We start from the raw sequence: 21,782 nt of genomic DNA, 5'->3' as shown, positions 1-21,782 counted from the left end.
CGCTCCCGCGAAGCCGGCGCGCGGCGGCCTGCGCCGCTGGTGCAGCGCGGCGGCGATCTTGAGGTGGACCTAGAGCGGCACCGCCGCGAACCTCCCCGGCCGCTCCTCGACGATCCGCCCCAGCGGCCGGTCCGCGTCGTGCTCGAAGACGCACAGCCAGTTCTCCGCCGCCAGCCGCGGCAGCCAGAGGCGCTTCGATTCGAGCGTCTGCAGCGGATAGAGGTCGTAGCTCATGGTCCAGGGAATCGGCGCATGGGCCGAGGTCGGGACGAGGTCGGCGAGGAAGATGGCGCGCTGGTCGTCGTCCTGGACCGTGACGACGCACATGTCGGCGTTGTGCCCCGGCGCCTTTTCGGCGCGGATCCCCGGCACGACCTCACAGACGTCGTCGAAGAGCTCGACCACGCCGGCTTCGAGGAGCGGCTCCCAGTTCCACGGGAAGTAGCTCGCCCCGTCGCGCTCGTTCGGGCGGCGCGCATGCTCGACCTCGCCGCGATTCATGTAATAGCGCGCGTTGGGGAAGGTCGCGACCGGGTTGCCGGCGCCGTCGAGCCGGGTGTTCCAGCCGCAGTGATCGAAGTGCAGGTGGGTGAGGACGACATGGGTGACCTGTTCGAGCGTGAAGCCGGCGGCCCGGATCGACTCCGGCAGCCGCTGCGCTCCCGTCTCGTAGGCGAAAATACCCTGATACTTCTCGTCCTGCTTGTCTCCCAGTCCGGTATCGATCAGCACGAGGTCACTCCCGGCCTCGACCAGGAGGCAGTTCGTCCCCATGTCGATCCGGTTCTCGGCATCTGCCGACTTTTCCTTCTGCCACATCTTCCTGGGGATGACGCCGAACATCGCCCCACCGTCCAGCTTGAACCTGCCGTCCGAAACGACGTGCAGCCGGAAGCGCCCGAGATCGATCGCACTCATTTGCCGGAGCTTATCCAAACCGGGCCTTTGCTAAGGTCGGGCCGTGAGCCGGGACCTGGCACTCGTACTGACCGGCGGTGGCGCCCGTGCCGCCTATCAGGTCGGCGTGTTGCGGTTTCTGGCCGAACGCCGCCCCGACCTGCGCGTGCCGATTCTCACCGGCGTTTCGGCCGGCTCGATCAACGCCGCCTTCCTCGCCTCGCACCAGGGGAGCTTCGCCTCCGCCGCGCGGCGGCTCTCCGAGGTCTGGCTCGACATGGAGCTCGACCGGCTGTTGCGCACCGGCGCACTTGCGCTGGCCAGAAAGGTCGCACGCTGGGGCCTCCGCCTCTCTTCCGGCGGGGCGCGCTTCGCGCCCAGGGAGGAGGGCCTCGTCGATACGGAGCCCTTGCGCCGCTTCCTCGAGCAGCATCTCGGCCGGGTCGATGGCGCTCTCGAAGGTCTGGAAGCCAACCTGCATTCCGGGCGCCTCACTTCGTTCGCGCTCACCGCCATCGACTGGAGCACCGGCGAGACCGTCGATTGGGTGGCCGGGCGCCACGCAACCGCCCTCAAGGCGCCCTTCCGGCGTACCGAGCGCGGCGCGATCACCGTCGAGCACGTCATGGCCTCGGCCTCCCTGCCGATCCTCTTCCCGGCGGTCCGCCTGCAAGGCTCCTGGTACGGCGACGGTGGCGTCCGCGAGTCCGACCCGCTCTGGCCGGCGCTGGCCCTGGGCGCGGGCAGGATCCTCGCGGTCTCGACGCGTCCGGCGCCCTCGGCCGCCGCGGCGCCCATCTTCGGCCGCAAGCGCTATCCGCCCCTGGCCCAGATCCTCGGCGTGCTGTCGAACGCCATCTTTCTCGATGTTCTCGACGACGACTTCGCCCGCCTCGAGCAGCGCCGACGCCTGCTCGACAAGATCGCCCCGGCGGAGCGCGAGGGGCTGCACCCGGTGCGCGGCATGCTCCTGCGCCCCTCGGCCGATCTGGGCGCGCTCGCCGCGCGCTATCAGCGCGAGCTGCCGCGCGCCTTCCGCTTCCTGGTCGGCGGGCTCGGCACCCGCGAGGGCGAAGGCGGCGATTTCCTGTCGCTGGTGATGTTCGTGCCGGAGTTTCTGGAGCGTCTGATCGAGCAGGGGGAAAAGGACGCCGCCGCGCGCGGCGACGAGTTGCTGGACTTCGTCGACGGCTGATCGTCGACGACTGCAACCGGTCCGCAGCGCGCCAGAGCGCTAGGGCGCGCCTGCGGCGAGCGAAACGATCGGAGAGGTGGTCCCGCAGGTGTGGAAAGCCTGCGAGTCGAGCACCGGAGGGAACGCTTCGCCGAGCGAAGTCTCCCGTTCCCAGGTTTCTCCGGTCCAGGTATCGACCACGGTGAGGGTCACCGCGACGTCGGTCAGCCCGGAAGCATAGACCCAGAAGTCCTGAAAATCCGGATGTGAGCAGGCGTCGATGACCTTGAGGATCAGTTCGACGTTGGCGGCGGTGAAGAACCAGAACGTCCCGCTTTCCGGCGTCAATGCCACCGCCTGGCCGACCCCGTCGCGCCCGAGATGATCGTGGTAGGTCGTCGTGACGCGAAATCGATTTCCGGCGAGGCAGAGCACTTCCATCGTCGGCGTGCACCCGGCCGGGAACGCTCCGAATCGGGCGCGAAGCCCGGGAGAAGCGCCGAACTCTCCGCTCTCCCCCCACACCACGATCCATCGGCCAGAGGGAGAGATCGCGGAAAGCGGCACCACCATCAGCGTCGTCGGCAGATCGTTCAAGGCGACGACTTCGGAGAGCGGTGTGCCGTTGGCGCCGAACGCCTGGATGCGACCTACGAGCGGTCCAAGGAGGACAGCGGCCTCTCCCCATGCGACCATCGCCCGTCCCTGGGCATCGACCGCGACACTGCCTCTGATGTCTCCGGTATCGACTTCTCGAATTGGAAATGGCGGCACGGCCAGCTGATCGCCCTCCGTGGTTAGCCCCTGCAGCTGGGTGACGAAGCCGGGAAAGTAAATTCCTCCCCCTCCCAAGGTGCCCACGGAGACCAGATGAAAGTACCGATCCCCAGCGAAGCCAGCAGGTTCATCGTCATAGAAGACCAAGCCATCCTGCCGATTCAGCGCGTAGACCTCGCGCGCCGGAGCCGCCGGAGAACCGTCGGGGAGCAGCCGCTGCGCGAACAACCGGCTCTGTTGCGGATCGAGTCTCTGGAATACCTGGATCGCGCTGTTCGGCGCAGAGGCCAGCGCTGCCGCGTGCGGGGGGTCAACCCATTCGAAAGGCTCGCCCACCGGGCCGGAGGCGGTGAGGATCCGCTGCGAGAACTCCCTCTGGACCTCCGAGCCGGGCAGACGAGCGCTCCAGTGAACGATCCAACCTCCGGCGGGCGAGGCGGTCATGTCCACGCCGAGGAACAACGCGGCGCCCGGCTGCACCGCATTCCCCAGGTCGATCGTCGGCCAGAGACGAGACCCACTGCTGGAGAAGGCCGTGACGTACATCGCGGAAGTGACACCTGCGTACTCGTTGCCGAACCTCGTCCACAGAGCGAGAGCCTCGTTGTTGGCGTCGCATCCGAGTCGAGTCTCCGTGCCCGGTGTGGTGATGTCGCCGAACGGCACGGCGGGCGAGAGTGCAACGCCCTCGGCATCGAAGTGCTGGAATCTGGGCTCGTGGAAACCGAGTTCGTAGTTGACCCAGCTCACGAGGAACGAGCCGTCCGGGCACAGTGCGAGGTCGACGCTGCCCTCGAGTGCCGTGCCGCTGACCAGATGCACATCGGTGGCCGCGAGCGGCGCCGAAACCACCGCGATCGCCAGAACGAAAAGCGCGCAGGAACGCCTTGAACCTGGGCGCCGGTTCGTCGGAGAGAATGAGCCGTCGGGCATGGAGATCCCTTCTCTACCGGGGGCCTGACCGCGAACCGAAAGGCCCGGTTCCTTCCGGCGTCGCGAGACGCGAATTCACTATCTCATACGGATCCGCGGACTCGGGCGCGGACGTCGGGTGCGCCGCGGGCGGCAGGAGAGCTTTTGCACCCGGCGGCGAAGAGGTCGGGCTGGGAGTCGTTTCAGGCGACGGCTTCGCCCGCGGCCCGGCGCACGATGAAGACAGAGGCCGGCGGCAGGTTGATCCAGGTCATGCTCTCGCGGCGGGATTCGAGGCCCATCTCCGCCAGCAGGCCGCGCGCCGCCGGAAAGAACAATGAGTAAGTGAACTGCACGATGTGGCCCCCAGGCCTGAGCAGCGCGAGCATCGCCTCGAGCAAGAGCTGCTGCTCCTCGCGCGGCCGGGTGAGCATGCCCAGGCCCGAGACCACGACGTCGGCGGTGCCAGGTGGAACGCGAGAGCCGGCGAGGAGAGCGGCCGCGTGCGTGGCGTCGCCCTCGATCACCTCGACGCCGGAAAAACGCCGGCGCAAGAGCTCGCAGAAGGCCGGTACCGCTTCGACCACCACCAGCCTGGGAATACCCCGCGCGACGAGAGCGTGCGTGAGCGCGCCCGTCCCGCCGCCGAGCTCCACGACCGACTGCCCGTCTCCGACTGCCGTCGCCACGGCCTCCGCCAGCCGCTTGCTGCTCGGGCTGACCGCGGCGACCGACATGGGCTTCCGCAGCCACTCGCGGTAGAAGTGCGCCGTCGCCTCCCGCTCCTCCTGATCCCGCTGTTTCTGCGGATGCGGACGCGGCGCGATGGGAGAAGCCATAGGTGGATTGTACGAGATATGTCCGCCCATTGATTTTTCGAGCGATGAGAGTACGCTTCGCCCCACATCGAGTCACCCTTTGGAGGTTGAGATGCGCACCCGCTCGTGGCTGTCCGTCCTTGCAGGATTGCAGTTGCTTCTCGTATCCCAGGCGGCCACTGCCGTGGACGGGCGAATCGAGATCAACCAGGCGAAGGCTCTGGCGGGAGGCGTCACTGCCGGCGACCTGGCCGGTTTCCCGGTGTCGATCAACACGCCCGGCAGCTTCGTCCTGACCAGCGATCTCGATGTCACGTTCCTGGGACTGCCGCAGTCCGCGAACACGACGGCCATCGAAATCACCCTCGGAGTCTCGGGCACGAGCATCGATCTCAACGGCTTTGCGATTCGCGGACCTGACAGTGCGGGCACCGGAGCCGGTGTCTCCGGCGAAGCCGACGTGCGCAACGGCTCCGTCCTCGGCATGGGATCCGACGGCATCCAGGGCAGCGGCTCGGTCGACTCCGTTCGTGCCACCGGCAACAAAGGATGGGGAATCAAAGTCAGCTTCGGGCACGTCACTCGCTGCGTGGCCGCAGTCAACACCGTGGGAGGGATCTCGGTAAGCAATGGCGCGATAGCGGACTCGCTGGCCATCCAGAACCTCGGCCCTGGAATTCAGCTCAACGGCGGCACCGCCGAGAACGTCACGACGCAGAACAACGTCGGTGTCGAGGTCAACCTGCTCGGAGCGCGTCTCGGCCACTCGACCATCGCCGTGAATGCAGCCGCGGATTTCACATGTTCCGTTTGCGCCCTCGAGGGCAACAAGTTCAACGGCTGCGCGGGAGCAGGCTGCTTCGGGGCGGGCACGATTCTCCAGGTGCCGCCTGCGTCCAACATGTGCGGCAACGTCGTCTGCCCGTGAGGAGCGCGCTCATGCGAGTTCGGATCCGCGAAAACCGCAGCCCCCGCGCCTCGGGAATACTGCTCCTCGTCCTGGCCCAGTCGAGCCACGCCCAGGTTCTCTCCGTCGATGCCTCGAACGACATCACCTGGACGGCGGGAGCGGCGACGATCGACGACGAGGCGGCGCGGCGCGTCACACTTCCGTCCACGGTTTCGACGCTCGACCTCGGCGTCCTGCCGGCGAACGCCGACGTCACCGCCTACCAGTTGCTCGACGACGGCAAGAGGCTCTTTGCACTCGATACTTTCGTCGATCTCGGCGGCGGAGTGACGGCCGGGCCCGAAGATCTCCTCGCCTGGAACGGCGCGGCCTACACACTCTTCCTCGACGGCTCGGCCGCCGGAATTCCGGCCGGCACAGCGATCGACGCCTTCGGTCGCGTCCGCAGCGCCGGAGTGACCCAGACCCTGCTCTCCTTTGACGTGCCGACCGCGCTGCCGGGCGGGCTCACGGTGGACGACGAGGACCTCGCCGGCTGGAACGGTTCGGCCTGGTCGCTCTTTCTCGACGGTTCGGCGCTCGGCATCCCGGAGGGCCTCGACGTCGACGGCTTCGACCGCGATCCGGTGAACGGCACGCGCTACTTCTCCTTCGACACCAGCGGCAGGATCGCGACCGTCGACTTCGACGACGAGGATGTGGTCGCCTTCGACGGCTCGACCTGGAGCCTCGCCTACGACGCCTCGGCGAGCCTCTCCGCCGCCTTCGCCGCCGGCGACCTCGACGCCCTGGGCGTCCGCACGATCAACATCTTCCGGGACGGTTTCGAGGTCGCTTCCACCATCGAATGGTCGGCAGCGGTCCCCTGAACCCGCTTCGGCCGGCTCAGCCGCAGGTCGGGCAGGGCGAGCAGCCGGCGTCGAAGAGGATCTTCCATGAGCCGTCGGCCTGGCGCTGCCAGACGGAGTTGTAGAGGCCTTTGACCTCGACCTCCTTGCCGTCCTTGTCCCTGGTGCGGATCACCCACGGCCCTCGGGAGAGTCCGAGGTTGCCGTCGGCCGAGAGCTCGACGACTTCCGGGTGCCACTCGAAGTAGGGGCGCGCCGGGCCGAAGAAATCCTTCCAGCCGGCGACCACCGCCGCCTTGCCGCGAGTGACGTTCTTGCCGCTGACGAAGACCGTCCCCTCGTCGAGGAGCGCGGCGAACGCCTCCGGCTTGTCGTCCATGACGGTCTTGGCGAAGGCGATCTCCACCGCGCGCACCTGCTCGATGCGCGCCGCGCGCTCGGCGGCAGCTTCCACCGCCACTCCTGCCGAACTACCCGCCACCGTCGCCAGCAGCCCCAATACCGAAGCCAGATTCCGTCGTCGCATCCTTCCTCCCCTCAACTGCCAGTTACGACGCCGCTTTCGCGTCTTTACCCGTATACAAACGAGCCCTGCCAGGAGTTTGTTCATGACTATGACTCGTAACCATAGTGATACCCTGATGACTATGAAGACCATCGCCGCGGGCCTGTTCAAGGCCAAGTGCCTGCAGATCATGGATGAGGTTCAGTCGAGAAAGGAACCTGTCTTGATTACCAAGCGCGGTCGCCCGGTGGCCAAGCTCGTGCCCGTGGACTCCCAGGCCACGAGCTTGGTCGGCTACATGCAGGGCAAGATGGAGATCGTCGGAGACCTTTCCGAGTCGCCGTGGGATGGGGTCGGAGGAGCAGACTCTGTACTCGAGAAGTGGGATCGAGTGAAGAAGTGATCCTGCTGGACACCCAGGCTTGGCTGTACCTCGGCCGAGCGCCCGAGCTACTTTCGCGACGCGCGACTTCGGCAATCCGCCGCCACGAGAAAAGCGGCGGCCTGAGAATCGCAGCCATCTCCGTCTGGGAAGCCGTCTGGCTCTATCGCAAAGGAAAAGTCCGATCAGCCGGACCGATTCGCGCCTGGTTGGCGGACTTGGTGGAGCCGCCGGCGCTCCAGGTCGAGCCGCTCTCGCCCGAGATCTGTCTCACCGCCGCCGAGCTGCCGTTGACTTTTCCTTCCGATCCCGCCGACCGCCTGATCGCCGCAACGGCGATCGTGCTGCGCTGTCCACTGGTGACCGCCGACGAGCGCATCCGCGCCGCCAACGTCGTCGAGACGATCTGGTAGCGGGCGCCGCCGCACTCAGGCGACGGTGACTTCCGGGCAGAGGTAGACGTCCTGGATGGCGTGCAGGAGGGCGACGCCCTCGGCGCGCGGGCGCTGGAAGGCCTTGCGGCCGGAGATCAGACCCATGCCACCGCCGCGCTTGTTGACGACCGCCGTGCGCACCGCTTCGGCGAGATCGCTCTCCCCCGCCGAGGCGCCGCCCGAGTTGATCAGGCCGATCTTTCCCATGTAGCAGTTCGCCACCTGCCAGCGCACGTAGTCGACCGGATGATCGCTCACCAGCTCGCCGTAGACCTTCTTGTGCGTCTTGCCGAACTTGGGCAGGAAGTTGTAGCCGCCGTTCAGGGTCGGCAGTTTCTGTTTGATGATGTCGGCCCCGAGGGTCACTCCCAGGTGATTCGCCTGCGCCGTGAGGTCGGCGGAGGTGTGGTGGTCGATGCCGTCCTTGGCGAAGGCGGAGTTTCGCAGGTAGCACCAGAGGATCGTCGCCATGCCCATTTCATGCGCCGCGGCGAACGCCTCGCCGACCTCCTCGATCTCTCGGTCGGCGTCGTCGGAGCCGAAGTAGATCGTCGCCCCCACCGCCGCACAGCCCATGTCCCAGGCCTGCTCCACGCGGGCGAACATCGTCTGCCGAGCGCCGTTCGGGTAGGTCAGCAGCTGGTTGTGGTTGATTTTCAGAATGAAAGGGATCTTGTGCGCGTACTTCCGCGCCACCAGGCCGAGCCCGCCGAGCGTGCAGGCGACCGCGTTGCAGCCCCCTTCGATCGCCAGCTCGACGATCTTCTGCGGGTCGAAGTAGTCCGGATTCGGCGCGAACGAGGCCGCGCCGGAGTGCTCGATCCCCTGATCCACCGGCAAGATCGAGAGGTAGCCCGTCTTCGCCAGCCGGCCGGTCGCGTGAATGCGCTCGAGGTTCACCATCACCTGGGCGTTGCGATCCGAATCGCCGAAGCTCGCCGCCACATGGTCGGAAGCGGGAATCCGGATGCGCTCCTTCGGAACGCCCTTGCAGACGAAAGACAGAAGACTCCCGGCGTCGGCGCCGAGCTGCGACTGGATGCGATCGATCGTGCTCATCTCGTTTCCCTCTTCGTATCTGGAGCCTGCGAAGTATTCCACATCTGCGGCGCGCGTCGGTCCGCGTCGGTCCTCGGTCCAATACTAGCGGCGCCGCTTCTCGCGCCGCCGCGCGGCGATCGCGGCGCGAGCGGCCTTATCGACCGCGGCGAGGTCGGTGCGCAGATGCGCGAGAGCTTCGTCCGCTAGCCTCTCGCCGGCGAAGCTCTCGCGGAGGTAGCTCGCGACCAGGCGGCCGGTCGCCGGCGCCGCCTCCGGCAGGCGGCGCCGCGCGAAGTCGGCGAGGGCGAGCGGGCCCAGCCAGGGCGCAAGCCCCAGGCCGGAGCCGGCGAGCGTGGCACGCAGGGCGAGGTAGGCCCGCGTGGCGTTCCACTCCTCCCGCCGCCGAAGGAGGAAGATGGCCCCGGCGATCGCAACCAACAGGGCTCCGGCGACCCATCCGACGCGCGGATCGCGCCAGAACGGCGGCGCCACGCGCGCGCCGGCCGAGGGCCCGGCAGCCGGGCTTTCGGGCGGAGCGGGAGCGGCTGCGGTCGCGCGCGGCCCGCGCGTCGACCGGAAGAGCTCCCTCGTGAACTGATCCCAGAGTGAGCGCAGCCGGAAGAAGATCCCGACCTGGTCGTAGAAGTCGAAGGAGATGACGTAGCGGTCCCATCGAAAGACCACGAACTCCCAGGCCTCGCGCATCGATCCGAGCAGGCTCGCGTCCTCGTTCATCGGTCGCCCGGCCGGTGGCGTCGGATCGAACATCTGCCAGCCGGTCTCCGGGATGTAGCCTTCGACCCAGGCGTGGGCGTTGGACTGGCGGACCACCCAGGCGCGCTCCCAGGGCGCGAACTCCGCACCGAGGAATCCGGTGACCAGGCGTGCCGGAATCCCCTGCGAGCGCAGCAGCAGCACCATCGCGGAGGCGAAGTACTCGCAGTGCCCACGCCGCGCCTCGAGCAGGAAGTACTCGATCGGCCGCTCGCCGCCCCTGCCGATGAACTCCAGCGTGTAGGCGTAGTCGAAAAGCAGGTGACGCTCGATCCGACGGGCGCGCTCCATCGGCGTGCCGGACCCCGCCCACTCGGCGGCGAGTGCGGCGATCGGCGGCGTCACTCCGGACAGGTCGAGCGCCGGATCAGCTGGTCCCGGGGGACCCGAGGCACCGGTCTCGGCGGCAGAGCCGACAACAGCGGCATCGGCGGGTTCGGCGGCAGGGGCGAGCGCGGCCACTCGGTCCTTCACCAGCGCCGCCAGCGAGCGCTCCGACACCCCCAGATCGACCTTGTAATCGAACACCTCTCCCGGCATCCCTTTGAGGAAGATCGCGCCGCCGCGGTCGACGTCGAGCACCGCCAGATCGAGGTCGACCGCCAGCGCCCCCAGCGGAAGGATCAGGCTGGTCGAGCGCAGTGGCTCGAGAGCGATCTGCACCGACGCGGTGCGGTTGCCTTCGGCGAGCCGGAAGATCCCCTCGCGGGGGTTGCGCCGGAGCGTGCGGTCGCGGGCGCTGCGGCGCCAGGTGCGGCCCTCCCAGACGTCGTAGGTGGCCGCCTTGAAGCGCATCGCTCCCGGCGGCGCCGGCTGACCGGAAAACGTCAGCCGCATGGCAATCTGCCGGTTGTCGCGGATCCTGCCGATGAGGTCGAGGCTCATGGCATCGGAGAACCCCGCCCGCGACTCCAGCTGTCCGCCCCCCCCGCCCGGAGCCATGATGTACGGCGACCGCACCCGCGGCAGGAGAGCGAAGAGCGGCACGGCAAGCAGCAGCGTCGCGGCTACGGCGCCCACCAGGAAGGACCGCACCGGAAACTGCGGCGGCGCGAGATCGCGATGACCGAAGCTCGTGAGCACGTGCAGATAGACGAAACGCACCATCAGCACGACCGTGAGGCCCAGGAAGACCATGAGGTAGAGGACGACCGTCGGATGGACGCTGGTCGCCATGGAGGCGAGGAAGAGGAAGAAGATCCCCATCCAGGTCTGCCATTTCTGCTTCTCCTCGCGCAGCGACCAGAGCTTGGCGAGCACCGCGAACATCGCGAGGTGCAGCACCGGGCGGAGGATCTGGATGCGGCCGGTGGTGCCGATGTCGAGCACCAGGACCGGCAGGTAGGCGAGTCCCAGGAGGTTCAGCGCCCGGTTCGAGAGCCATCTCCCCGGCAGGTCAGGGCCTTCGATCCCGCGCGCCGCGCGCACCAGGAAGGCGACGACGAGAACTTCGAACAGCACGAGCGCCGACCACTCGAGCATCTGGCTGAACGGCAGCGGCAGCGGCGCGAGGAGCGCGGCGATGCCCAGCAGCAGTCGCTTCTCGCGCGCGTAGGTCATGCCTGCGGTGCTCCCGCGCCGCGCATCACGCGCGGTGTCCGGCATCGCGCGCACTCGTCACACGCGCTCCGCGGCGCCGAAGGTGAGGCGCAGCGAGCGCGCGGCGGGATCGGAGGACTGCAGCTCGGCGCGTTGGCGCGGCCGCGGCTCGACGAGCGCCAGGCTCTCGAGAATCGCCTGGCGCTGACGCGTCCCGGTGCCGAACGGCAGCATGCCTTCTCGCGACACGAGCTCGACCTCGTAGCCACGCGCCAGATGATCGACCGCCGCGGTCGCGGCTTCGCTCACCAGGTGCTCGAAGCGACTTGCGGCCGCTGCGTCCGCGAGCCGCCCGGTGGCGTTGTCGAAGACGATCGAGAGCCGCCGGGTCTCCTCGCTCTCGCGCTCCATGAAGACCAGCGCGCCGGTCTGCGCCGACTTCTTCCAGTGGATGCCGCGCGGGTCGTCCCCGGCGCGGTATCCGCGCAGCGCGTGCAATTCGTGCCCCCAGCCCTGGCGCGGAGCCGACTCGTCGCCGGCGGCTCCGGACGGTTGCACCTCGAGCCCACCGGCGGCGAAGAGCTCGGGAAAGACGAGCAGGTCGAGTCCGAGAGGAACCCGCATCCCCTTGCGGAAGAGGCCGAGGGGAAACAGTGACGAGAAGTGCGCGAACTCGAGACGGTGCCGGCCACGCCGCGGCTGAAGCAGCTCGAGGGTGCCGCGGGCGCTCTTGCCGGCGGGCAAGTGCGGGACCAGCCGCGAAGGCCCCTTCACCGCCACCGAGAAGACCAGCAGCCAGCGCGGCCAGCGCCGCCCCTGATTGCTGATCGTGAAGGGCAGCTGAAAGGGCCGGCGGGCGAACAGATCGCCGGGCGGCTCGACCGTCACCGCGAGCCGTTGCAGGTTCATCCGCGACACGACTCCGGAGACCACGAGCATGGCCAGCATGCAGGCCAGCACGAGGTAGAGGGCGTTGTTGCCGGTGTTGGTGGCTGCCGCCGCGACGACGACGGTCAGCAGCACGAACCAGAGACCGACCTTGGTGATGCGAATTCCTTCGGGAATGCCGCGCCGGGCGCGGGCCGCCCGCAGCCGCTTCCACCCGCTCCGCAGCGCTCCGCTCGCGGAACGCCCGGAAGCCGTGCTCCCCCCCGATCCCGAAGCCGCGCGGGCGCCGGCGGCAGCAGCGGCGGCTTTGGCGGCCAGGGTCACGCAGGTGCTCAGATCGGCAGCGGCGTGCCGTGAACCAGGACTTCGACGGCGCGGCGGGCGGCTTCGAGTCCGGTGGAGCCCCGCCGTAGAACGACCCGATGCGCCAGGATCGCCGGCGCCAGCCGCTGGACGTCGTCCGGCACCGCGAAGTCGCGGCCCTCGAAGAGCGCCAGCGCCTGCGCTGCGCGGTACAGGCCGAGCGCGCCGCGCGTCGAGACGCCGAGCTGGAACTCCTCGTTCCGGCGCGTCGCCTCCGCGAGGCCGAGGATGTAGTCGGCGAGCTTGTCGGCGACCTTGACCCGCTGCACCCGCTGCTGGAGGTCGCGCACCTCGTCGGCGGAAACCACGGCTTCGAGCTCTTCGAGCTCACGCTCGACGCCGCCGGAGAGGAGCAGCTCGCGCTCCGCGGCGCGCGCCGGATAGCCCAGGCGCAGCGACATCTCGAACCGGTCGAGCTGAGACTCCGGGAGAGGAAAGGTCCCCAGGTACTCGTGCGGATTCTGGGTCGCGAGGACCAGGAACGGATCGGGCAACGGCAAACGCTGGCGCTCGATCGAGACCTTGCGCTCGCTCATCGCCTCGAGAAGTGCCGATTGGGTCTTGGGCGTCGCCCGATTGATCTCGTCGGCGAGAACGATGTTGGCAAAGAGCGGCCCGGGCACGAACTCGAAGCGCTCCTGGCGCTGCTGGAACACGGACACACCGAGGATGTCCGAGGGCAGCAGGTCGCTGGTGAACTGAATGCGCTGGAACTCGAGTCCGAGAGAGCGCGCGAGGGCCTGGGCAAGAGTGGTCTTGCCGACCCCGGGCACGTCCTCGATCAGCATGTGGCCGCGCGCCAGGAGGCAGACGATCGCCAGCCGCACCGCTTCGGTGTTGCCCTTGTAGACCCGGCCGATATTCGCTTCGAGACGCGCCAACGGACCCAGACCGGCGCCGGGTCCGCCGGCCGCGTCCTGGCCGGCGTGAATGCGCGAGTCGGAGCCCAGGAGCGTCACGGCAGAAGATTGTATCGGACGATCGCCCACAGCGCCGCGAAGCCGTCCTTCCAGCCGATCTTCTTGCCCTCGGCGTAGGTGCGTCCGTGGTAGGAGATCGGCACCTCATAGATCCGCACCGGCATGCGCGCGAAGCGCGCCGTCAGCTCGGGCTCGATGCCGAAGCGGTTCGACTTCAGTTCGACACCGTCCAGGAGGTTCCGCCGAAAGAGTTTGTAGCAGGTCTCCATGTCGGAGAGATTGAGGTCCGAGAACATGTTCGAGACCGTGGTGAGCAGACGATTGCCGAGCGAGTGCCAGTAGAAGAGGACGCGGTGGGGACCGCCCGAAAAACGGGACCCGAAAACCACGTCGGCCCCGTCGTCGAGCACCGGCTGCAGGAGCTTCGCGTAGTCCCGCGGGTCGTATTCGAGATCGGCGTCCTGCACCACGATCCACTCACCACGCGCCTCGGCAAACCCGCGCCGCAGAGCCGCCCCTTTCCCCTGATTCCTCGGCTGCTCGAAGAATCGCAGTGGCGGTTCCTCAGATTCCCGTTGTGCCACGAGCTCGCACAGCAGGTCGCGGGTGCCGTCGGTCGAACCGTCGTCGACCACCACGATCTCGAGACCGACCCCCGCCGGAAGCGGCGCCGCCGCCACCCGCCGCAGGAGCTCCGCGATCGTCCGGCGCTCGTTGAAGGCCGGGATCACCACCGAAAGAACGCGCGTCATGGGGCGAAGACTATCGCGGCTGGCCGTCGAATCTCATTGACAAGAATCCGCGCAGGGCTTACTTTGTCGGCCCGGTCTTGATCTTGCAGGTCCTGACCTTGCAGGTGGAGCCACCGCACATGCCCTTCCGAAATCGAATGTTCCTGCCGGGTCTCGTATTCCTGGCTCTCGCCCTGGGCACACTCGCCCCTGCGAGTGCCACCAGCGTCAAGCTGGTCAACGACATCCGGCTGATCGAACAGGCCCGGCTGATCGTCGTCGCCCGGGTCGTCGGCACGCTCCCCGCCGCCGAGATCGACCGGCCGGTGACCGACTACCTGATGAACGTCGAGCGCGTGCTCAAGGGCTCGGTACGCGAGAGCAGCCTCCTCGTTCGGGTTCCCGGCGGACGCGCCGCGAACGGCATGGAGCTCAAGATCTGGGGGGCGCCGACGTTCGCCGAAGGTGAGCGCGCCCTGCTCTTTCTCGGTCGTCACGCAGACGGCACCTACCGCATCCTCCACCTGATGCTCGGCGCCTTCCGCGAAGCGCTTCTCGCCGGCCACGCGGTCGCCTACCGCGACCTCTCCGAAGTGGATGTCCTCGACGACGCGGCGACGAGAGAGAACGAGAACCGAAGGCTGCGCGACTTCGATCGCTTCGCCGACTGGATCGCCGACCAGGCGACCTCGCGCCCGCAGTTCCCGGACTACTATCTGGTCCTTCCTGCAGCCAGTCAGAACTCCCTGCTGCCGATGTTCACCCTGCTGGGGGAGAACGGGCGCAATTCACGCTGGTTCGAGTTCGACAACGGCGGCCAGGTCAGCTGGCGGATCGATCCCGATCCGTTCCCCGGATTCAGCGGCAACCCCTCGGACATCTTCCGCAACGCCATGGCGGGCTGGAATTCCCAGCCCAACACACCGATCCGTCTCACGCTCGCCGGCACCTCCGGCCTGACCGCCGGGTTCTCCAACTTCGACAGCCAGAACGTACTGCTGTTCGACGACCCCAACGGCGACGTCGAGGGCGACTTCAACTGCTCGACCGGCGGCACTCTGGCGATCGGCGGGCCCTGGTTCGACCCCGATACCACCGGCCGCTTCAATGGCGAGACCTTCATCCGCATCCAGGGCGCCGACATCGTGCTCAATGACGGCATCGCCTGCGTCTTCGAGCGCTCCAGCAACCCGCAGAAGACCGCCGAGGAGCTCATCGGACACGAGCTCGGACACACCCTCGGGATCGGCCATTCGAGCGAGAACGCCGGCGAGACCAACCAGACGCTGCGCGACGCCCTGATGTATTTCCGCATCCACAACGACGGCCGCGGCGCCCGCCTGGCGAGCGACGACGTCGCCGCGCTGCGCACCCTGTACGACCGGACCTTCACCGGCGGAGGTGGCGGCGGCGGTGGCGGCACCGGCGGCTGCCCGGCAGGAACCCTCTGCCTCGTAGGCGGCAGATTCCAGGTCTCGGCCACCTGGAGCAACCAGTTCGACGGCGCGAGCGGCGCGGCCGGTGCGATCCCGAACACCGACGTCGCGGGCTTCCTCTACTTCACCGATCCCACTAACATCGAGCTCATCGTCAAGGTGCTCGACTTCGGCGACCGGGTGCTCTTCTTCTACGGCCAGCTGACGAACCTCCGTTTCACGATCAGCGTGCGCGACACCCGCACCGGCGTGACCAAGACCTACCAGAACACCGCTGGCGACTGCGGCGGCCTCGACAACAACCTCGCGACGTCCAGCCTCGTCTTCGAGACGGACACCGCGGGCGGCGAGCCCGATCTCCTGCAACTGGCCTCGTGCCAGAGCAGCGCCAACGCCGTCTGTCTGGTGAACAACAGATTCCGGCTCGAGCTCGACTGGCGGAACCAGTTCGACGCCACGAGCGGCCGCGGCACCGGCAAGAAGCTCTCCGACCTGACCGCTGCCTTCTCGTTCACCGACCCGGCGAACCTCGAGGTGCTGGTGAAAACGCTGGACTTCGGGGACCGCGTCCTGGTGCTCTACGGCACGCTCTCGAACCTCGCCTACACCTTGCGCATCACCGAGACCACGACCGGACGGGTGAAGACCTACACCAACGCGGCGGGGAACTACTGCGGCGGGCTCGACAACAACGCCTTCTGAAACCCCTTCAGTCGAGGAGGTCCGGGTAGGCCTCGCGAATGCGCTCGCCGAAGAGGCGGGCGCCGTCGAGCGTCCAGTGCGAAGGGTCGAACAGCATCAGCTTCCCACTTTCGGAAAGCACGGTGCAGGTCGACTCCGAACAAACGACATCCCCTTTGCTCACGAAACGGGCGCCGGCAGCGGCGGCGGTGGTAGCCAGCGCCGCGTCGACTTCGCGCCCCTCCTTGGCGCGCCAGGCGTTGGCGCGGAGATTGATCTTCTCGACGGCAGATCCTTTGCCTATCAGCCTGAGCACCTTCGCAGGGAGGTTGAGGAACAGCGGCGCCGGCCCCATCAGCACGACACGCAGATCGTTTTCCCGCGGCCCATCCAGTCCCTTCATGGCCAGACGGGACTCACGCGAGAGTTGCCGCGTCAGCTCGATCACATCGCGCGCTCCCTCCGCCGTCTTCTGGGTCCAGCTGACGGAGAAGACGACGACATCGGCGCTCGCCACCTTGAGGGAAGCGCGGTAGGACGCCACTTCATCCTTGCAGCGGGCGGTGTAGAAGGCGTTCACTTCCATGTCCGGTGGAGCTTCACCGGTCGCGATGAACAGAAAGCAGACATCGTCGAAGGTCTGTAGCTTCACCTCGTAGGCCGCGGGATCGAGCGTCATGACGAGAGCGTTCGAGATATCGCCCGCATGGCTGTCGCCGACGACCAGCACCTTCCTGCGCTGGGAGTCGAAGCTCAGGCCGCCGACGTTCTCGGTCGTGAAGCGAAGCGAGCTCATGCGCAGCAGATCGAGGTCGTAATCCGCCGCGAGGGCGGCGCCGAATCGCCACGGCCAGCCGCCCTTCGCCCAGGCGTTGGCGGCAGGCAGGGAGAGGATCAAGGCAAGCATGGCGCAAACGAATCCAAACGCGGCTGGCGTGACGCTGCGGAGTCCGCGCCGGAACGGCTGCTCGACGAACCGGTACATTCCTGCCGCCGCGACGAGCGAGGCGCCGACGATGGCGAAACGCTCGAAGTCGGTCAGCTCGGACTTGTAGTAGCCGTAGAAGACGATGATGGGCCAGTGAATCAGATAGAGGGAGTAACTGATCAGCCCGATGCCGACAGCTACCGGATTGCGCAGGAGGCGGCCGCTGTAGCGGGCGGAACCGGCCTGGATGACGAGCGCCGCGCCGAGGCAGGGCGCAAGCGCGGCGAGCGTCGGGTACGACGTCTCGGGAGTGAACGTCACGACCCCGTAGGCAATGAGCCCCAGACCGCCGACGACCAGGGCCTCCTGCACTACGGGGTGCTTCGGCTTGTGGGCGACCAGCCAGACGAGGATCGCCCCGAAGGCGAACTCGACGACACGGAAGGGCGCGAAATAGAAGGCACCGGACGGATCCGCCAGGAGCCAGCGCGAACCGAAGAACAGGCTGAGAGCCCCCGCCGCCGCGATGAGCGCCGGCGGGAGCCAGCGCGGGCTCCTCTTGAGCAGCAGCACGAGCGTCAGCGGCCAGACGAGATAGAACTGCTCCTCGACGGAGAGCGACCAGGTGTGCAGAAGGGGTTTCAATCGCGCCGCCGTGTCGAAGTAGCCGCTCTCGGTCCAGAAGTAGACGTTCGAGACCGACAGGATGACGTGGAGCAGCGATCCTCCGAACTGCTCGAGATGCGCCGGCGACAACAGCATGCCAGCGGCGGCGAACGAGACGACCAGCGTCAGAAAGAGCGCCGGAAACAGCCGGCGGGCGCGGCGGGCATAGAACCCGGAAAAGCTGAACGTCCCGTCGGCAACCTGGTCGCGGATCAACCGCGTGATGAGAAAGCCGCTGACGACGAAGAAGATGTCGACCCCGACGTATCCACCGGTGAAACCCGCAAATCCGAGATGGAAGAAGAGGACCGCCAGAACCGCGATGGCGCGCAGGCCGTCGATGTCGGGCAGGTAGCGGGGCTCCGACCGTGCTCCGGAGAGCTCGCTCCCAAGGCGCGCAGGCGCTACCGACGCCTCTCGATCGGACACTCTTGGGCCGGCGGCCCTCTTGTCGCTCAAGTCATTTCTCCCCGCGAGCTCAGGTTCGCCTCATACGCTTCAACCGGCGCCGGATCGCGTACGCCGCGCCTCCGCCGTTCCTGCCGCTGCCTTCGACGATGACGCGCGTATCGCCAGCCCGATCGCGAGCGCCAGCGCCAGCGTTGCGAGCAGGAAGGAGCCGCGCGTCCACTCGAGCAGGGCGTGCGAGCCGTAGTGCTCGAAAGCGAAGTCGGGGAATCGCGGCCCCTCCCGGGGCCGCCCGGCCTCCCCGAGCACACCGCTCCCCAGGAGTTTTGCAGTCGTCGTCGCGGCGGCCCGCGGCACCAACTCGAGGGCCTGCAGCAGGGGTGAGTCCTGGAGCCGCCAGCCGGCCCGCGCGAAGTGGGTCCTCGACCACGTGAGCGGCGCCTCGAGGTCACTGAACGGCACCAGCAAGGGAGCCATCGAGACGACGAGGCTGGCGGCAACCAGCAGGACGATGGTGGCACTCCAGCCTCTGCCGCGCCGCCAACGGTTGAGAGTCTCAGCTGCGGGCAGGATCCAGAGCGGCAGGAGAGGCACCAGGAAGCGCGGCCCCCAGCTGCCGCCGCCGAACCACTGGTAGTAGCGCGAGATCAGCACCAGCCAGAGCGCGCTCGCCGCGAGAATCGCCAGCGCGCAGGCGCGGTCCCGCCGCCAGAACGCCCGCGCGCCGAGAAGCGAAAGAAAGAGCACCGGGCAGTACCAGATGACCCCCTTCGCCGGTGACGCCAGCAGCCCGGCGAGCCCCAGGGCGAGGGGCGTCGTGAAGTTGCCCGCCTCCCTGCCGTAGCCGGTTTCGAAGACGCTGCCGAAGCGGCTCCAGTTGTACGCGGCGATCGCGCCCAGCCAGGTGCAAAAGAAAAGGCTCCAGTAAAGGGTATGGACGACGAGTCCGCGGTGGCGGGAGCGGCGCCAGCCGAGGACGGCCACCCAACAAAAGAAGGGCAGCACGACGACGATGTGCGCCACCTTCGTCGCCACCATCAGGCCGGCTGCAAAGCCGGAGGCCGCCAGCCACCAGCGCCCGGCAGCTACCTCCTTCACCGATCCTTTGCCTTTGCCTTTCGCCTTGAGGAGTCCGAGCAGCACGACCGCCAGGCACAGGGCCGACAGCGGTTCGGACAGGAACGTGCTGGCGTAGTGCGCCAGCAACGTCGTCGCGCCCAGGCAGATGGCTGTGGCCAGAGCGACGAGGAGCGGAAAGCCGAGCTCGACCGCGAGCAGGAAGGTGACGGCGACGGTGGCGCCGCCGGTGACGGCGTTCGCGAGGCCGGTGCCGAAGATCGTCGGACCCGTGCGCAGATTGCCGAAGGTGTCCGCCGTTTCGGGAAGCTCCAGGCGATCGAAGAGGCGGTGGCTCGCGCCATAGAACGGCAGCGCGACGAGCGAGGGAGCGAGCCCGTACTTCGCGAAACGCCGGCTCCCGACACCCCGGGAGGCGTGGGCGACATCCTTCCTCGGTGCCACGGAAGCGACCGCGACCTCTCCCCTCTCCCAGATCGCCGCCGTCACCTGGTACATCAGGATGTCGTCGCCGAAGACGAAGACGCCGCGGCTCGTTCCCGCATAGAACGCCGCAAACGAAAGCCCGAGCAGCAGCGCAATCCTGGCGACGGGACCGGAACGGGGAGAGTTCATGGATGCGCGCAGGAGGTCGTCGCTTTCGTGCCGCCGGAGGAAGAGCCAAATCCTTTCACAGGCGGGCCGGCCGGATATCATCCCGCCGGCCATGGGACTCTTCCCCGCTTCGCCTGACAGGAGCCCGGCAGAGGGTGCGGGCGAAGCCTACCGGCCCGAGGTGGACGGCCTGCGCGCTGTCGCCGTCCTGGTCGTCCTCCTCTTTCACGCCGGCGTCCCCGGCTTCCGCGGCGGCTTCGTCGGCGTCGACATTTTCTTCGTCATCAGCGGCTACCTCATCACCCGGCTGATTCTCGGCGAGCTCGACGCCGGCCGCTTCACCTTCGCTCGCTTCTACGGCCGGCGCGCGCGCCGGCTCTTTCCGGCGATGTTCGCGACGCTGGCCGCGACCTTCGTCGCCGGCGTTTTCGTGCTCTCGCCGCTGCACCTCGAAGAGCTCAGTCTGTCGCTGGTGCATACGCTTTTCTCGATCTCGAACGTGCTGTTCTGGCAGCTCTCCGGCTACTTCGATATCGGTTCGGAGATGAAGCCGCTGCTCCACACCTGGTCGCTCGGCGTCGAGGAGCAGTTCTACCTCGTGTGGCCGGTCTCGGTCTTTCTCGCCTTTCGCTTTCGCCGCCGCCGCGGGGTCCTCGCCCTCGTCGTTGCCGTCGGTCTCGCCAGCCTGGTCGCCGCGGAGATCGCCGCCGGCAGGGCTCCCGACGCCGCCTTCTTCTTGACGCCCTTTCGCATGTGCGAGCTGGCGCTCGGCGGGCTCTGCCTGTGGCTCGAGAGCACGACCACGATCCGGTCCTGGCGCCGCGAGCTGCTCACGCTGCTCGGCCTCGCCCTGATCGCCTACGCGACGCACGCCTACGGCGCAGGGCACCGTTTCCCCGGCCTCGCGGCCATGGTGCCGTGCGGCGGAGCCGCCCTGGTCATCGTCGGCGGCCGCGGGCGGGTCGCCGGAGCGCTGTTGGCCAATCGCCTGGCGGTCGGTATCGGCCTGATTTCCTATTCGCTCTATCTCGTGCACTGGCCGCTCTTCGTGCTGGTGCGATACGGCCGCGCCAGCGACTCGACGTCGCTCGAGAAGGCGACCCTCATCGCCGCCGCCATCGGGCTCGCGACGGCGATGTACTTCCTGGTCGAGCAGCCCTTCCGCCGCCGCCGATCGGGACGACGGCGGCTCTCCGATCCGGCCTTTGGCCTGGCTTGCGCCGGCCTCGCCTGCGCCCTCATCCTGCCTTCGGTCTCGGCCATCGCGGACCGCGGCTGGCCGGGCCGAGTACCGTCTGACCTGCGCGCCGCAGCCGCCGGCCTCGCGGGAATGAAGGACCACCACTTCGACGCCGCCAACGCCCAGGACCGCGTACCCTTCCCGGCTCTGGGACAGCGCAACGCGGTCATCGTCGGCGACAGCCACGGCGCCGACCTGCTGACAGCGTTGCTGGGTGCCAGGTCGCAGGTGAACTTCCGCTTCCTCCACATTTTCTGGGACTGCCAGCCGATCCTCGGCCCGCGCCCTTACGGCGAGGGCACGCCGATCCGCTCCCGCGAATACGCCGAGGAGTGCGCGCGTCAGTCCGAAGTGCTGCGGGACAATCCCTTGCTGGAAGCTGCCGATCTCATCGTCATCGCAAGCTCCTGGATCGACTATGGAATGGCCGGGCTGCCGGCGACCATCGACTACCTGAAGTCGCGCTACCGCGCCCGGATCGTGATCGTCGGCGGGCGCTTCGCCTTCACCGAGCTCTCCGCCCTGCTCACCCAGGCCGCGACCTTGGAGGAGGCCAACGAACGCTTCGACGCCGCCAAGGACAAGTTCGGGATGAAGCAGGAGATCGCCCGGCTCTCCGAGATCGCCGAGCACCAGAGGGTGGACTTCATCGACCTGCGTCCGCTCACCTGCGAGCCCCTGCGGAAGGGCTGGTACTGCCCGCTCTTCCTCGAAGGCGGCGAGCTCCTCTACTGGGACTCCAATCACTGGACAGAAGCCGGCGCCCGGCGCGTCGGCGAGAGCCTGCGCGCCGCCGGCGAGTACGACTACCTGTTTTGAACGGGTGCAGATCAGTTCAC

Annotated in this window: 18 protein-coding genes; 7 read left to right on the top strand and 11 right to left on the bottom strand. The window is 67.9% G+C overall.

Going from position 1 to position 21,782, the window contains the following annotated elements; genetic code table 11:
* Positions 1 to 69: 69 nt before the first annotated feature.
* Positions 70 to 918 carry an MBL fold metallo-hydrolase gene (locus KBI44_02720; GenBank protein ID MBP9143369.1) on the bottom strand — a complete coding sequence of 283 codons (849 nt, stop codon included), beginning with the start codon at positions 916 to 918 and terminating at the stop codon, positions 70 to 72.
* A gap of 43 nt (positions 919 to 961) precedes the next feature.
* On the opposite strand from KBI44_02720, the gene KBI44_02715 reads away from it, so the two are divergent.
* Entirely contained in the window at positions 962 to 2,092 is a 1,131-nt protein-coding gene (locus tag KBI44_02715; GenBank protein ID MBP9143368.1) for a patatin-like phospholipase family protein, read from the top strand.
* A gap of 39 nt (positions 2,093 to 2,131) precedes the next feature.
* On the opposite strand, the gene KBI44_02710 is transcribed toward KBI44_02715, so the two are convergent.
* Positions 2,132 to 3,781 (bottom strand): hypothetical protein, encoded by a 1,650-nt coding sequence (locus tag KBI44_02710; GenBank protein MBP9143367.1) that lies wholly within the window; start codon positions 3,779 to 3,781, stop codon positions 2,132 to 2,134.
* Between the two features lie 182 nt (positions 3,782 to 3,963).
* The gene (locus KBI44_02705) at positions 3,964 to 4,599 is read right to left on the bottom strand and encodes a methyltransferase domain-containing protein (GenBank protein ID MBP9143366.1); all 636 of its coding nucleotides are present in this window, start codon (positions 4,597 to 4,599) and stop codon (positions 3,964 to 3,966) included.
* Between the two features lie 7 nt (positions 4,600 to 4,606).
* On the opposite strand from KBI44_02705, the gene KBI44_02700 reads away from it, so the two are divergent.
* The gene (locus tag KBI44_02700; protein MBP9143365.1) at positions 4,607 to 5,506 is read left to right on the top strand and encodes a hypothetical protein; all 900 of its coding nucleotides are present in this window, start codon (positions 4,607 to 4,609) and stop codon (positions 5,504 to 5,506) included.
* Between the two features lie 11 nt (positions 5,507 to 5,517).
* Positions 5,518 to 6,357, top strand: a complete 840-nt coding sequence (locus tag KBI44_02695) for a hypothetical protein (GenBank protein ID MBP9143364.1) — start codon at positions 5,518 to 5,520, stop codon at positions 6,355 to 6,357.
* Between the two features lie 16 nt (positions 6,358 to 6,373).
* Here KBI44_02695 and KBI44_02690 read toward each other — a convergent pair whose 3' ends face one another.
* A complete protein-coding gene (locus tag KBI44_02690) occupies positions 6,374 to 6,862 on the bottom strand; it encodes a nuclear transport factor 2 family protein (protein MBP9143363.1) in 489 nt (162 codons plus the stop codon).
* Positions 6,863 to 6,983: 121 nt separating this feature from the next.
* On the opposite strand from KBI44_02690, the gene KBI44_02685 reads away from it, so the two are divergent.
* Together KBI44_02685 and KBI44_02680 are read left to right on the top strand one after the other, a co-directional pair.
* Complete coding sequence (locus tag KBI44_02685; protein MBP9143362.1) at positions 6,984 to 7,244, top strand: type II toxin-antitoxin system Phd/YefM family antitoxin; 261 nt, start codon at positions 6,984 to 6,986, stop codon at positions 7,242 to 7,244.
* Positions 7,241 to 7,636, top strand: coding sequence for a type II toxin-antitoxin system VapC family toxin (locus KBI44_02680; protein MBP9143361.1), 396 nt, complete (start codon positions 7,241 to 7,243; stop codon positions 7,634 to 7,636). The genes KBI44_02685 and KBI44_02680 overlap by 4 nt, the downstream gene beginning before the upstream one ends.
* Positions 7,637 to 7,651: 15 nt before the next feature.
* Here KBI44_02680 and KBI44_02675 read toward each other — a convergent pair whose 3' ends face one another.
* The 5 genes from KBI44_02675 to KBI44_02655 all read right to left on the bottom strand — a co-directional run bounded on the left by KBI44_02675 (position 7,652) and on the right by KBI44_02655 (position 13,934).
* Positions 7,652 to 8,716: a class I fructose-bisphosphate aldolase gene (locus KBI44_02675; protein MBP9143360.1), complete on the bottom strand. Its 1,065-nt coding sequence runs from the start codon at positions 8,714 to 8,716 to the stop codon at positions 7,652 to 7,654.
* Positions 8,717 to 8,800: 84 nt separating this feature from the next.
* Positions 8,801 to 11,032: a DUF3488 domain-containing protein gene (locus KBI44_02670; protein ID MBP9143359.1), complete on the bottom strand. Its 2,232-nt coding sequence runs from the start codon at positions 11,030 to 11,032 to the stop codon at positions 8,801 to 8,803.
* A 57-nt stretch (positions 11,033 to 11,089) separates the two neighbouring features.
* Complete coding sequence (locus KBI44_02665; GenBank protein MBP9143358.1) at positions 11,090 to 12,223, bottom strand: DUF58 domain-containing protein; 1,134 nt, start codon at positions 12,221 to 12,223, stop codon at positions 11,090 to 11,092.
* Between the two features lie 8 nt (positions 12,224 to 12,231).
* Positions 12,232 to 13,251, bottom strand: coding sequence for a MoxR family ATPase (locus KBI44_02660; GenBank protein ID MBP9143357.1), 1,020 nt, complete (start codon positions 13,249 to 13,251; stop codon positions 12,232 to 12,234).
* Entirely contained in the window at positions 13,218 to 13,934 is a 717-nt protein-coding gene (locus tag KBI44_02655; GenBank protein ID MBP9143356.1) for a glycosyltransferase family 2 protein, read from the bottom strand. Before KBI44_02655 ends, KBI44_02660 begins: the two co-directional genes overlap by 34 nt.
* Before the next feature lie 119 nt (positions 13,935 to 14,053).
* On the opposite strand from KBI44_02655, the gene KBI44_02650 reads away from it, so the two are divergent.
* Positions 14,054 to 16,051 (top strand): matrixin family metalloprotease, encoded by a 1,998-nt coding sequence (locus tag KBI44_02650; GenBank protein ID MBP9143355.1) that lies wholly within the window; start codon positions 14,054 to 14,056, stop codon positions 16,049 to 16,051.
* 7 nt (positions 16,052 to 16,058) lie between these two features.
* Here KBI44_02650 and KBI44_02645 read toward each other — a convergent pair whose 3' ends face one another.
* Together KBI44_02645 and KBI44_02640 are read right to left on the bottom strand one after the other, a co-directional pair.
* The gene (locus KBI44_02645; GenBank protein ID MBP9143354.1) at positions 16,059 to 18,083 is read right to left on the bottom strand and encodes an acyltransferase; all 2,025 of its coding nucleotides are present in this window, start codon (positions 18,081 to 18,083) and stop codon (positions 16,059 to 16,061) included.
* Between the two features lie 39 nt (positions 18,084 to 18,122).
* Complete coding sequence (locus tag KBI44_02640) at positions 18,123 to 19,724, bottom strand: phospholipid carrier-dependent glycosyltransferase (protein MBP9143353.1); 1,602 nt, start codon at positions 19,722 to 19,724, stop codon at positions 18,123 to 18,125.
* Between the two features lie 91 nt (positions 19,725 to 19,815).
* On the opposite strand from KBI44_02640, the gene KBI44_02635 reads away from it, so the two are divergent.
* Positions 19,816 to 21,762, top strand: a complete 1,947-nt coding sequence (locus KBI44_02635; protein ID MBP9143352.1) for an acyltransferase — start codon at positions 19,816 to 19,818, stop codon at positions 21,760 to 21,762.
* The last annotated feature ends 20 nt before the right edge of the window (positions 21,763 to 21,782 follow it).

Source organism: Thermoanaerobaculia bacterium (assembly GCA_018057705.1).
In the GTDB taxonomy this organism is placed as follows: domain Bacteria; phylum Acidobacteriota; class Thermoanaerobaculia; order Multivoradales; family JAGPDF01; genus JAGPDF01.
Note: the sequence above shows the minus strand (reverse complement) of the source record. Positions and strands in the feature narration are given on the sequence as shown.